The sequence below is a fragment of the Pedobacter sp. PACM 27299 genome (genome assembly GCF_001412655.1).
In the GTDB taxonomy this organism is placed as follows: domain Bacteria; phylum Bacteroidota; class Bacteroidia; order Sphingobacteriales; family Sphingobacteriaceae; genus Pedobacter.
The window spans coordinates 4,882,040-4,894,315 of the sequence record NZ_CP012996.1 but is presented as its reverse complement, the minus strand read 5'-3'; the positions used below and the strand labels follow the sequence as shown (position 1 = coordinate 4,894,315).

Below are 12,276 nucleotides of genomic sequence, written 5' to 3'. Positions count from 1 at the left end.
AATAATTGAGTCGTAATGAATTAGCTTTATGTTAAAATAGTACTAGTCTAAATTAGTACTAATGCCATAGTAATAAGTCTTTTTGTTTTGTGAATACAATTAATTGTTAAAATAGTATTGAACCTGTATGCGAAAATAGTATAGTTTTGATTTTATGAAGTTTCAACTCATTGATGTGCTCATTATCATTACTTATCTGATTAGCACCATTGTTATAGGTTTTTGGTACCGTAAAAAGGCTAAAGAGAATAACCAGAGTTATATCATGGGAGGTAAATCATTGCCTTGGTATAAACTGGGATTAAGCGATGCCTCTGATATGTTTGACATTAGCGGCACGATGTGGATGGTGAGCCTTTGCTTTGTTTATGGCATGAAAAGTATTTGGATTCCATGGTTATGGCCGGTATTTAATCAGGTCTTTCTGATGATGTATTTGTCCAAATGGCTGAGGCGTTCCAATGCGACTACTGGCGCCGAATGGTTGTCTACTAGGTTCGGATTGGAAGGAAAAGGAGTTGGTGCTTCACACAAGGTAGTGGTGGCCTTTGCACTATTGAGCTGTCTGGGCTTCCTCGCTTATGGTTTTATAGGTCTAGGGAAGTTTGTCGAAATCTTTATTCCCTGGGAATTTGTGAAAGGATATGTGCCCTTTGAAGTCTCCCCGCATTATGTACCTCACTTTTACGGTATCATATTCACGCTTTTTGCGATGTTTTATTCCATTTTAGGAGGAATGCATGGGATCGTGTTTGGCGACATGATCAAGTACGCCATCATGACAGTGGTTTGTATTTCTATAGCCGTGATTGCCATGATTAACTTGCATGGGCAGCATTTAAATGTGCCAAAAGGTTGGGATAACCCTTTCTTCGGAACACATTTGGAGCTCAATTGGACCGGTATTATCGACGATGTCAATAAAAAAATTGAAAGTGATGGCTATTCTTTATTCAGCATTTTCTTTATGATGATGCTGTTCAAAGGGGTTTTTGCCTCTCTTGCAGGCCCGCCACCAAACTATGATATGCAAAAGATCTTATCTACAAAATCGCCAAAAGAAGCCAGTAAAATGAGTGGCTTTGTATCTATTGTATTGCTGCCGATCAGGTATTCCCTGATTGTAGGACTCACCGTTTTAGGTATTCTTTACTACGATCAAATGAACTTAAAAGGGCTGGACGGAGCGATAGATTACGAAAGAATTTTACCGGCAAGTATCAAAAGTTTTGTACCTGTAGGTTTGTTCGGATTGGTATTAACAGGCTTGCTAGGTGCTTTTATGGGTACTTTTTCCGGAACACTGAATGCTGCACAGGCGTATATCGTAAATGATGTATACCTCAAATATATCAATCCGAATGCTTCTGTTAAAAAGGTCATTTCCATGAACTATATATCCGGTGTATCGGTCGTTATCGTAGGCATCATACTAGGTTTCTTTGCGAGAGATGTAAATAGCGTACTGCAATGGATCGTATCCGCTTTATATGGGGGCTATATCGCTGCAAACGTACTGAAATGGCATTGGTGGAGGTTCAATTCCAACGGTTTTTTCTGGGGAATGTTTACTGGTATTGTAGCTGCCTTGGTATTTACGAGATTCTTCTCTGGTGTAGAATTTCTATACTATTTCCCATTGCTGTTCCTGCTTTCCTTAGCTGGATCAGTGATCGGGACATATATGGCACCGCCCACAGATGAAAATACCTTGAAAAGTTTTTATAAGACAGTGCGGCCATGGGGATTCTGGAAGCCCGTTCATGAAATGGTCTTAAAAGATGACCCTTCCTTTGAGGCGAACAAGAATTTTGGCAGGGATATGTTCAATGTGCTGCTGGGCATTATCGCACAGCTTTGCCTCACCCTGTTACCAATGTACCTGATTTTAATGATGAAAATGCCATTGATGATCACCATCGCCATATTGGCTGTGATTGTGTTCATCCTGAAAAGAACCTGGTGGAATAAACTCGAAGATTAATAGAATTATATGATGGATTACGACAAAAGACTGGAGGAGCTGAGCCGCGCCCATCAGTCTTTAATTACGCGCAGAAACAAATCTGAAAACTTAGGAAATGGTATTTTCAACCGTTATGAAAATCCAGTATTAACTGCTGCCCATACGCCGCTTTACTGGCGTTATAATTTGAGCAAAGAAAATAACCCTTATCTGATGGAACGGATTGGCATCAACTCTGTATTCAATGCCGGGGCAATCAAGTGGAACAATAAATACCTGTTGATGGCCAGAGTAGAGGCTAGCGATAGGAAATCTTTCTTCGCCATTGCGGAAAGCGATAATGGGATTGACCAGTTTAAATTCTGGGAATACCCGGTAGTGATTCCTGAAACAGATTTGCCGGATACCAATGTGTATGATGTGCGGCTAACAGCGCATGAAGATGGATGGGTGTACGGGTTGTTTTGTACGGAAAGAAGAGATCCTTCCGCATCGATAGGAGACCAGTCGGCAGCATTGGCACAATGTGGAATTATCCGAAGTAAAGATTTGTTGAGCTGGGAACGCCTGGCAGACTTGAAAACAGGCTCTCAGCAGCAGCGAAATGTGGTGCTGCATCCAGAGTTTGTAAACGGAAAATATGCGTTTTATACCCGCCCTCAGGATTCTTTTATTGAAGCAGGTAACGGCGGAGGAATTGCTTTTGGACTTTCCGAATCTATGGAAAATGCAGAGATTCCCGAAGAACAGGTGATTGATAGAAAAGAATATCATACCGTTTATGAAGCTAAAAACGGACAAGGACCAGCACCAATAAAAACAAAATACGGCTGGCTGCACCTGGCTCATGGCGTTAGAAATACTGCTGCAGGACTGAGGTACGTACTTTATATGTTCATGACAGACCTTAATAACCTTAGTCTGGTGACGCATAAACCTGCTGGATATTTTATTGCACCAGAAGGATCAGAGCGCATTGGTGATGTGTCTAATGTGGTGTTCAGTAATGGCTGGATTGCAGATGAAGATGGTAAGGTGTTTATTTATTACGCTGCTTCAGATTCCAGAATTCATGTGGCTACCAGTACCATTGATCAGTTGCTGGACTATGTGCTGCATACACCAGAAGATGATTGGAGATCAGCAGCCACTGTGCAGCGCATTCATCATTTAATTGATCAGAATAAAGAAAACGACCAGCCCGGATCAAAATAAAACATCCTGAGCTTAGCGTACTAATTTCAAAGATGTCAGGAAGAAATCAGATTTAAAGGGTAGACGTTTAGTAATGCCCAGGAATTACTCTAAGTAGATAAATAATTTCAGTAGAAGATACTATTGGGGAATTGAAGTTTTTTACTGGTACTGGTCGGGAAGTGTTCGGGAAGAGACCTGCCTTACAATGGGGAGAGGAAGGGGTTCGGTTAGGGGTCGCGTAGGGTTGCCTTAGTCTCTGCTATCCAAACCCTAACCGAACCCCTTCCTCCCCCCACAGGCCAGCAGGTCTCTTCCCGAACCATCCCTGAAGCTTTAAGGAGTTTGAAATCCTCCGAAAATGAAATTAATATGTACTTTTGCGAAACGTACCGATTTCTATTTCTATGATGAAGCTTGCCGTAATTGAATTTAGTCCTACTTTACTGTATAAGTTTATCAGATTCGGTGTGGTGGGATTTTCTGGTCTGGCCATAGATTTTGGCATTACCTACCTCTGCAAGGAAAAACTTAAGATCCATAAATATGTATCCAGTTCATTGGGATTTATGGTGGCTACGGCCTCCAATTACACCCTCAATCGCAACTGGACCTTTGAAGACCATGACGGAGCCAGCTTCACGCAATTCGGTAAGTTTTTTATGATCGCCCTCGTGGGCCTATTCCTCAGCAACATCCTGATTTATCTGCTTCATGATAAATTGAAATGGAACTTTTATGTGGCCAAAGGCTGCGCCATAGTGGTCATCTCCTTATGGAACTTCTTTGCCAATTACCTATATACTTTCTCCAGTTAAAATCAATCTGTAAATGCTACAAACGAAAAAGAGTACTGAGCAAATATTATTTATTTTCTTAGGCGTGTGGACGTTGCTGAACATCATACAAGCTAGTTTTGTAGAGGTTCATTCGGATGAGGCTTACTACTGGATGTATGCTAAATTTTTAGATTGGGGCTATTTTGACCATCCTCCAATGGTGGCACTGTTTATCAAAATCGGTGATCTGTTATTGCCCTCCACGTTGGGGATGCGCTTTATTACGGTGATCACGAGCTCCTTATCGGTGCTGCTGCTCTGGAAAATTGTAAAGCCTTATGGGGAGAATATCAAGTTGTTTATCCTGCTGTTCAGTTCCATCGTGCTCTTTCATGTCTATGGTTTCATCACCACACCAGATGCACCTTTGTTCTTTTTTACGATCTTATTTTTTTATATCTATCAAAGATATGTCGCAGCGGATGAGTTGAAATGGGCCTTATTGCTGGCCATTGTTATTGCTTGCCTGCTGTATAGCAAGTACCATGGGATTTTAGTATTGGGCTTCAGCATTCTTTCTAATCTGAAACTGCTCAAACGCCCTTCTTTCTGGTTGATCGTTGGGCTGGCTATTCTCGCTTTTCTCCCACACATCTGGTGGCAGGTAGAAAACAATTACCCTTCATTTTATTACCATGTAATTGATCGCTCTGCGGCTTTCTATAAATCAAAGTTTACCACAGAATACCTGTTGGCTCAATTGGCATTGGCAGGTCCATTAGTGGGTTGGTTTCTATACCGTTCAGCAACTTTGCTGAAAACTCCTGATGCTTTTGTGAGGGCAGTTAAAGTCAATTTTTACGGGGTATTCATTTTCTTCCTGTTCAGCACTTTTAAAGGCAGGGTAGAGGCACACTGGACTTTACCAGGAATGATCTGCCTGTTTATCCTGGCGTATCTTTATTTATCAAAAAGACCTGTTCCTAAATGGTTCGAAAGGCTGGCTATCGTTAATATTGTCCTGATTTTATTGGTCAGAATGGTATTGTTGATTCCGATTCCTTTCCTGATAAAGAATAGGAGTGTTGCTTATTATTTTGGCAATGAAAGCTGGGCAAAACAGATTCATGAAAAGGCAGGAGATGCTCCGGTGATCTTTATGAATGCCTTTCAGGAGCCTTCGAAATACAATTATTACAACAAAACCACGAAAGGTTTTGGCTATGATTCACGCGATTATCGCAAAAATCAATACGATATCTGGCCATTGGAAGATAGTTTAAGAAATAAACGGGTGTACTGGGTGGTAGAAGATAGTAAAGGTTTACCGGGTCAGGATACACTGAATACGGCAAAGGGACTGCTTTATGGCAACTGGGTGGATTCGGTAAGGATGTACCAGAAGGTAGCTGTTAATCCGCTGGAAATTCCTTCCATACTTGAAAAAGGCAAAACATTAAAGTTAAAACTGAAGATCGAAAATCCTTATGATCAGGAAATATACTTAGGAAATGCTGGGCAGAAATGGGCTTGCGTACTGGAGTATGGCTACAAAAAAGGGGAAGATTTCGGGGAATTTAAAATCCTGAAAGCTGATTTGGAAAAGCTAAGGATTCCTGCAAAACAATCAGTAACGATAGATGCAGAAATCGAAAGTCCTGAAGCAAACGGTAAGTATAAACTGATCTTTTCTTTAAGAACAGACCCTTTTTCAGGAGCCAGGAATAGCAATATGATTTCCGTTACTGTTAAATAGACAATTGTTTTAACAAGCTCATCTGGTCGATAGTACCAGAATGCCTCCAAACAATTTCTCCATTTTTAAAAACCATAAAGGTCGGTACAGACCGTACATTATATTTTTGTGCAGCGGCCTGGTTTTTATCAATGTTGATTTTGATTACACGAGCAGTGCCATCAGTAATTCTGGCGACTTCCTGCACGATAGGGTTCATGGTTTTGCATGGCCCACACCAATCTGCATAAAAATCAACGAGTATTGGCTGACCTGACTGGATCAATTCTTGAAATGCACTCATAGCTGTTTATTTTAAAATCCTAATAAGGTGAGATAATGTATTCCAGAGAAAACAACCTGCTTAGCGTATTGTTTTTCTCTGGTTTTTATATGGATGCGACAATTTTAATTAAAATAAAACGGACATTATTAAAAAATTAATGGGCGTCGTAAATGATTACTTTCTCAAAAAGACCACGGAATTCATCCAAAAATGCTTTGTGTAAATCGTGAATCTGGTATACATCGTGTCCTTCCAGGTCTGAGAAAAATAAAATTAAAGAAAAAGTATAAGTCGTGTCCACTACTGCGCGGTCAATTGGAGCGGGAGTTCCGATGTGGAAAGCTTCTACCGTCTCTATGGCTTCTAATCCTTCCAGACCGATTCTGAAAGCGGCTTTTTGATCTTCTGTAGTGTCGGCTTTTAGCCAGAATAAAACGTGATGAGCTAACATATATAAGGGTTTTTTGGTAAATATAGGGAATTGTATGGTGCCGGAGAAAGCGGAATCGAATATTCCGGCTGGCAGGGAATCGTGAATCCCCTAGTCAGGGCTAGTGGTTTGCTGTGGAAAAGAAACCGGAGAAAGATATGGGTCTCCCTCCGGTAACATAATCTAGCGTGCATCTAAATAAACGAGATTGATCTGCTAATCGCTACAGCAGCTTTGAAAAATTTTGAAATCAACAGGATGAAGCAAAATTTTAGCACTTATATTAAGGAATTGGTTAATTCGAAAACATTAGGGTAACATTGACTTAATTTCGATAATTTAGTTTCGGGGATTTCTAAATGTCAATAAAACATACCATTTCTGATCAGGAGCTGCAGGCCAAAATAATGGCAGGGGAGGAGTCTGCTTTTTCTGAGCTCTACGATAGGTATAGTCCTTCTATTTTCCTGTACATCAAAAGATTTGTAAATTCTTCAGATCTATCAGAAGACTTGACTCAGGAGGTTTTTATTAAAATATGGCAGCACAGATCTAAGCTGGAAGAGGTCAGATCGATAAAGGCTTACTTGTTTATTATGGCAAGAAACCATACGCTAAATAGCCTTAAAAAGGCAATGAGGTCTGATGTAGCCATGGGCGAGGTGATCAATAATTTTGTGGAACAAAGGAACAATACTGAAGAGGAGCTCTTGGCAAAAGAATACCTGGAATACCTGGAGAAAGCGCTTGCAGCTTTGCCATTGAGGACAAGGGAAATTTTTAAACTTTGCAGGCAGGAAGGGAAAAGTTATGAAGAGGTGGCCCTGGCCTTGGGAATTTCCAGAAATGCAGTCAAAAATCACATGGTGGGTTCCATGAAAGTATTGAGCGCTTCCGTGAAAAAAGACCTTGGAATATCTTTAGGCATACTTCTGACCGTCTTCTTAAAATAATTACAGAATAAATAATTTTCAGCTACCCTGAGCCCCCATAAATATTGTCTTAATATTTGAATGGACATCCTATGGAAGAGAATAGATTTTATGAACTACTTGTTGAACGTTATCTGAAGAAACAGCTGACGGATCAGGAGCTGGAGCTTTTTGCTGAACTGCTGAGTACAGGTAAACTGGACAATCAATTGCTTAGGGCATGGAATGGGGATGCTGAGATCACGGAAGCAGATGAATTGGATTTTAACCGCAGTCAGCAGCCTAGGGTCCTTTGGCCAAAAGCTGTTGCTGCCGCGGCTGCCGTTGTTTTAATGGTGCTGTCTGTTGGTGGATACTTTTATTCTCAAAACAGGTCCATAGAGACTGAAAATCGGCTATCGGTAAACACTCATGATGTAGATCCTGGCGGAAACAAAGCAACTTTAACACTCGCCGATGGTTCAAAAATTTCCTTAACTGATGCCAATAACGGAGAGCTTGCCAAGCAAAGTGGGGTAAAGATTTCCAAAAGTAAAAATGGAGAACTGGTGTATTCAGTGATTGCATCTGATGCCACACCATTAGCTTTTAATACCATCAGTACCCCCAAAGGCGGCGTCTATCAGGTCAATCTTCCGGATGGCACAAAAGTATGGCTGAATGCCGCATCCTCCATAAAATTCCCTACCACATTTGCGCAGCTGAGTCAGCGAAAAGTTGAACTCGAAGGAGAAGCCTATTTTGAAGTAGCAAAAAATAAGAAAGTTCCTTTTGTAGTCTCTACTGGTGGTCAGCAGGTACAAGTATTAGGTACCCATTTTAACATCAGTTCTTATAGTGATGAAGGAGAATTGAAAACTACACTTCTTGAAGGTAGCGTAAAGGTGATAGCCGCAAATACCATTGTGCTTAAACCGGGGCAGCAGTCCAATTTGAAAAGAAATGGATCAGGAGATTTAAAAGTCAGTACGGCAAATATAACACAGGTGATGGCATGGAAAAACGGGTTTTTCCATTTTGAAAAAGAAAACCTGCATGAGGTCATGAGACAGCTTTCACGCTGGTACGATATAGAAGTTATCTATGAAGTAGACCGTCATGATGACGAATTTATGGGAGATATTCCCAGAGGAATTAAGCTCAGCGAAGCACTCAAAATATTGTCTTTTGAGGGAACTCAATTTAGGATTGAGGGACATAAGCTGATCGTTAAGAAGTAAAATCTAATTGAACCTTAATCAAACACCTGAACCAGTAGCTAAACTTAAACCAGTACCTAAACGATTAACCTATAAATAAGCACTTAAACCTATAAACAAGCTAATAAATCCCTAACCAAAGGAACAAATTCTAACGAACTAAAACCACCACCAACGCTTATGGAAAGATAATACCTGCAAAACAACGCTGTTAGGAAGGAAAAAACAGGACCCTGCTCGCAACAGGGCCCTGTCTGCCCAATCCGATCCTATCAGAATGGAACAATGTTCCGGTTGACCTCAAAAAAACTTATTGGATAATTAATGAATAAACCAAAACATTCAAAAATATGAAATTAAACTCATGTAGTAAAGCCCCTTTTATGAGGTGGTTATGCTCAACACAGACCGTATTGGCCATGAAACTCACCGTAATTTTAATCTTCTTTGGCTGCCTCCAGGTATCCGCAGATGGGTTCTCCCAAAAAATTACATTGTCGGAAAAGAACACCACTTTCAATGCCCTTTTTGAAAATATTAAAAAACAAAGTGGTTATACGTTCTTCTACAATAATAAATTGATCAAGGAGGAAGGCCGGATCAGCATTGAAATGGAAGAAGTCAGCCTGGAAGATGCCTTAAACCAGATTTTTAAAAACAGACCTTATTCTTATATGATCCTCAATAAAACAGTGGTGATTAAGAAGAAAATAATTGAAAAGGAGGCAAGTTCAAGGGGGAAGTTGTGGCTCTTTTGCCGATTAAGGGAAAAGTGGTAGATACAGAAGGAAATCCCCTGCCAGGTGCTTCAATTATTGTGAAAGGCACAAAAGAAGGTGCTTCAAGCAGCACCTCTGGTGATTTTGTGATCAATGCAAAAGCAGGAGATATACTGGTAGTCAGGTACCTCGGTTACGGCACCAGAGAAATTACTGTGGCATCTGCCAATGGAGTGCTAAACATCGTACTGGAAGCGCAAAAACAAGATTTATCTGAAGTAGTCGTTACCGCTTTAGGAGTGAAGCGTTCGGAAAAATCTCTGGGATATGCCGTTCAAAAGATTGGCGGCGATAAAGTGCAGACTGTAAAAGGTGTGGATCTTGGTACTTCCTTAACAGGGCAGGTGGCCGGATTGGTGGTTAAGAATTCTACGGAATTTAATGAAAAGCCAAAACTGGAACTTCGTGGGGAAGGGGTATTATTGGTCATTGATGGGGTACCTTATGGGAATATGACACTTCGCGATGTGCCTGCTGATGATATTGAGAGCATGGACTTGTTAAAAGGATCTACCGCTTCTGCTTTATACGGTTCACGTGCGGATGGTGGGGTATTGCTGATTACGACTAAAAAAGGGGCAGCTGGTAAAGGCTTCGCCGTTGATATCAATAGCAATACAATGTTTCAGCTAGGTTATCTGGCTGTCCCGGAAGTACAGAGTTCTTATGGCCGCGGACAAAATGGGGTGATCGACAACGATTATGTTTGGGGCCCTAGGCTGGATGCTGGAAATACTGCCAGAGATTGGAATCCGGTAACGAAACAGTTCGAAGACAATCGCCCGCTGGTATCTGTCGGCAAAGACAACCTGAAGAACTTTATGAATACCGGTATCGTAACCAATAATAACATTTCGATTGCCCAGACCGGGGAAAATGGCAGCTTCAGAATTGGCTTAAATCACATTTATAATAAAGGACAGTTTCCTAATCAGAAGCTGAGCATGATGAACTTGACCTCCGGTGGAGAGATTAGAATCAATGATAAATTTAAAATCGAAAGTCATTTTGGTCTGAGCAGGCGTTCTGCACCTCAAATCTGGGGTGGTGGTTATGACAACCAGGGCTACCTGTATCAATTGGTGATGTGGACGGGTACCGAATACGATATTCGTGATTATAAAGATTACTGGGTAGTGCCCAATAAAACGCAGAATTGGATGTACACCAACTGGTATGACAATCCTTATCTGATTGCCCATGAGAAGTTAAATGGAAAAACGGAAAATACCGTCAATGCGAATGTAACCGCAAATTATAAGTTTAATGAAGCGTTTAACCTGATGCTGCGTCTGGGTTACGACAATTACAACAACTCAGAAACAAAGCGGAATCCGACCGCAAATATCTTCTCTACCAGAGGAGGTTGGAATGCCAGAGGGATGTATAGCATCGACAATACCACAGGATATAGTACCAATGATGACCTGATTTTAACCTATAAAAAGAAATTGAACAAATGGTCATTTGATGGATTGGTGGGAGGAACGATTTATTATTTCGCGGATCAGGGATTGAAATCTACCACCAGAAATGGCTTGATCTCTCCGACCTTCTTCTCTCTGGCAGGTTCTATCGAGGCGCCAACTGTGGTTCCTTTTCATAATTCCAGACAAATCAATAGTTTATATGGCCGGGCTTCTATTGGCTGGAATGATGCGGTTTTCTTAGATGTAACCGGTAGAAATGACTGGAATTCGGCACAGCCGAAATCGTCAAGAGACTATTTTTATCCTTCTATAGGTTCCAGTGTGGTGATCTCTGAACTGCTGAAATTCCCTGAAGCAGTGGATATGTTTAAGCTGCGTGGGTCATGGACAATCTTTAAAAAAGCCTTCGATCCTTATGCAATCAATAGCGTATACACGACGAATACCGCAGCCTGGAACACACTCAATGCCGCTACCTATCCTAATTACTTATTGGGTGAAAACCTGTTGCCAAGTTCACAGCGTACCTGGGAGATTGGTGCTGTAGGGTACCTGTTTAAAAAACGTCTGCATTTCGATGTGGCTTATTTTAATAAGTACTATTATAACAGACAAACCGACCTTAAGGAAAAAGGAAATACTGCTTATCTGCCTAATTCAAGCGGTTTTAGTATGGCAATCGTCAATACTAAGGAAACTTACGAACGCAGGGGAATTGAGATTACTGTAGATGGATCTGTGATTAAAGGAAGAGATTTTGAATGGTATGCTACCATGAACTGGGCCCAGCAGCACCGTTATTATGTAGATATCGATCCTTTATATTCTCCAGATGATTTATGGACTAAAAAAGGAGAAAGACTGGATACTTATAAAGCCAGTTATTGGCTGAGAGATCCACAAGGAAATATCATTTTCAATAATGGTTCTCCAGTGGAAAGTGATTACAACAAAAAATATGGTTATGGAGAGCCTGATTTTAGCTTCGGCTTTATCAATAGTTTCAGGTATAAAAACTGGAACCTGAATGTAAATATTGATGGCCGCATTGGTGGTCTGATGTACAATTATATGTACGATAAGATGTGGGATACCGGTACAAATCCTGATTCTGATAATGAGTATCGCTATGACCAGGTGGTCAATGGCAAGAATAATTTTGTAGGTAAAGGGGTAAAAGTAATCTCCGGAAATGTCACCTATGATAAGTATGGCCAGATTACAAGCGATACCCGTCAGTATGCCCCTAATGATGTAGAAGTAGGTTATCAGGATTATGCACAGAACTTTAGAGGTGGAGATAAAGGGATTCAAAATGAGTCTTTTGTGAAACTTCGTGAGTTGTCGCTGGGCTATAGTTTCAACCAGAAATTCGTTAGTAAACTAGGGTTAAAAAGAGCTTCCTTCTCGGTAACAGGACAAAACTTATGGATGTGGACTAATTTTAAGTATTCCGATCCAGATGTGGACACAGAGAACTTGAATTCACCATCGCAGCGTATGCTGGGTTTCAATTTTAAAATAGGCTTCTAATCATTAAAAAATT

The 12,276-nt window shown here is 40.8% G+C and carries 10 protein-coding genes; 8 read left to right on the top strand and 2 right to left on the bottom strand.

What is annotated here, in order from left to right; genetic code table 11:
- Nucleotides 1-154 precede the first annotated feature (154 nt).
- The 4 genes from AQ505_RS20580 to AQ505_RS20565 all read left to right on the top strand — a co-directional run bounded on the left by AQ505_RS20580 (nucleotide 155) and on the right by AQ505_RS20565 (nucleotide 5,695).
- Nucleotides 155-1,984, top strand: a complete 1,830-nt coding sequence (locus AQ505_RS20580) for a sodium:solute symporter family protein (protein ID WP_062549911.1) — start codon at nucleotides 155-157, stop codon at nucleotides 1,982-1,984.
- Between the two features lie 9 nt (nucleotides 1,985-1,993).
- Nucleotides 1,994-3,181 carry a glycoside hydrolase family 130 protein gene (locus tag AQ505_RS20575; RefSeq protein ID WP_062549910.1) on the top strand — a complete coding sequence of 396 codons (1,188 nt, stop codon included), beginning with the start codon at nucleotides 1,994-1,996 and terminating at the stop codon, nucleotides 3,179-3,181.
- A 386-nt stretch (nucleotides 3,182-3,567) separates the two neighbouring features.
- Nucleotides 3,568-3,978 (top strand): GtrA family protein, encoded by a 411-nt coding sequence (locus AQ505_RS20570; protein WP_062549909.1) that lies wholly within the window; start codon nucleotides 3,568-3,570, stop codon nucleotides 3,976-3,978.
- 13 nt (nucleotides 3,979-3,991) lie between these two features.
- Complete coding sequence (locus tag AQ505_RS20565; protein WP_082461659.1) at nucleotides 3,992-5,695, top strand: ArnT family glycosyltransferase; 1,704 nt, start codon at nucleotides 3,992-3,994, stop codon at nucleotides 5,693-5,695.
- On the opposite strand, the gene trxA is transcribed toward AQ505_RS20565, so the two are convergent.
- Entirely contained in the window at nucleotides 5,688-5,978 is a 291-nt protein-coding gene (gene trxA, locus AQ505_RS20560; RefSeq protein WP_062549907.1) for a thioredoxin, read from the bottom strand. The genes AQ505_RS20565 and trxA overlap by 8 nt on opposite strands.
- A 136-nt stretch (nucleotides 5,979-6,114) precedes the next feature.
- The gene (locus AQ505_RS20555) at nucleotides 6,115-6,411 is read right to left on the bottom strand and encodes a Dabb family protein (protein WP_062549906.1); all 297 of its coding nucleotides are present in this window, start codon (nucleotides 6,409-6,411) and stop codon (nucleotides 6,115-6,117) included.
- Between the two features lie 338 nt (nucleotides 6,412-6,749).
- Here AQ505_RS20555 and AQ505_RS20550 point away from each other — a divergent pair, with 338 nt between their 5' ends.
- The 4 genes from AQ505_RS20550 (at nucleotide 6,750) to AQ505_RS20535 (ending at nucleotide 12,263) form a co-directional block, all read left to right on the top strand.
- Complete coding sequence (locus AQ505_RS20550; RefSeq protein ID WP_062549905.1) at nucleotides 6,750-7,343, top strand: RNA polymerase sigma factor; 594 nt, start codon at nucleotides 6,750-6,752, stop codon at nucleotides 7,341-7,343.
- Between the two features lie 71 nt (nucleotides 7,344-7,414).
- Entirely contained in the window at nucleotides 7,415-8,542 is a 1,128-nt protein-coding gene (locus AQ505_RS20545) for a FecR family protein (protein WP_062549904.1), read from the top strand.
- A 329-nt stretch (nucleotides 8,543-8,871) separates the two neighbouring features.
- Nucleotides 8,872-9,300: an STN domain-containing protein gene (locus tag AQ505_RS20540; RefSeq protein WP_157262495.1), complete on the top strand. Its 429-nt coding sequence runs from the start codon at nucleotides 8,872-8,874 to the stop codon at nucleotides 9,298-9,300.
- Nucleotides 9,276-12,263 (top strand): SusC/RagA family TonB-linked outer membrane protein, encoded by a 2,988-nt coding sequence (locus tag AQ505_RS20535; RefSeq protein WP_197286246.1) that lies wholly within the window; start codon nucleotides 9,276-9,278, stop codon nucleotides 12,261-12,263. The genes AQ505_RS20540 and AQ505_RS20535 overlap by 25 nt, the downstream gene beginning before the upstream one ends.
- Nucleotides 12,264-12,276: the final 13 nt, after the last annotated feature.

What these genes read in the sequence shown, in the direction of transcription:
- AQ505_RS20580 (WP_062549911.1), top strand. Translation starts at nt 155, where the DNA reads ATGAAGTTTCAACTCATTGATGTGCTCATTATCATTACTTATCTGATT.
- AQ505_RS20575 (WP_062549910.1), top strand. Translation starts at nt 1,994, where the DNA reads ATGATGGATTACGACAAAAGACTGGAGGAGCTGAGCCGCGCCCATCAG.
- AQ505_RS20570 (WP_062549909.1), top strand. Translation starts at nt 3,568, where the DNA reads ATGATGAAGCTTGCCGTAATTGAATTTAGTCCTACTTTACTGTATAAG.
- AQ505_RS20565 (WP_082461659.1), top strand. Translation starts at nt 3,992, where the DNA reads ATGCTACAAACGAAAAAGAGTACTGAGCAAATATTATTTATTTTCTTA.
- trxA (WP_062549907.1), bottom strand. Translation starts at nt 5,978, where the DNA reads ATGAGTGCATTTCAAGAATTGATCCAGTCAGGTCAGCCAATACTCGTT.
- AQ505_RS20555 (WP_062549906.1), bottom strand. Translation starts at nt 6,411, where the DNA reads ATGTTAGCTCATCACGTTTTATTCTGGCTAAAAGCCGACACTACAGAA.
- AQ505_RS20550 (WP_062549905.1), top strand. Translation starts at nt 6,750, where the DNA reads ATGTCAATAAAACATACCATTTCTGATCAGGAGCTGCAGGCCAAAATA.
- AQ505_RS20545 (WP_062549904.1), top strand. Translation starts at nt 7,415, where the DNA reads ATGGAAGAGAATAGATTTTATGAACTACTTGTTGAACGTTATCTGAAG.
- AQ505_RS20540 (WP_157262495.1), top strand. Translation starts at nt 8,872, where the DNA reads ATGAAATTAAACTCATGTAGTAAAGCCCCTTTTATGAGGTGGTTATGC.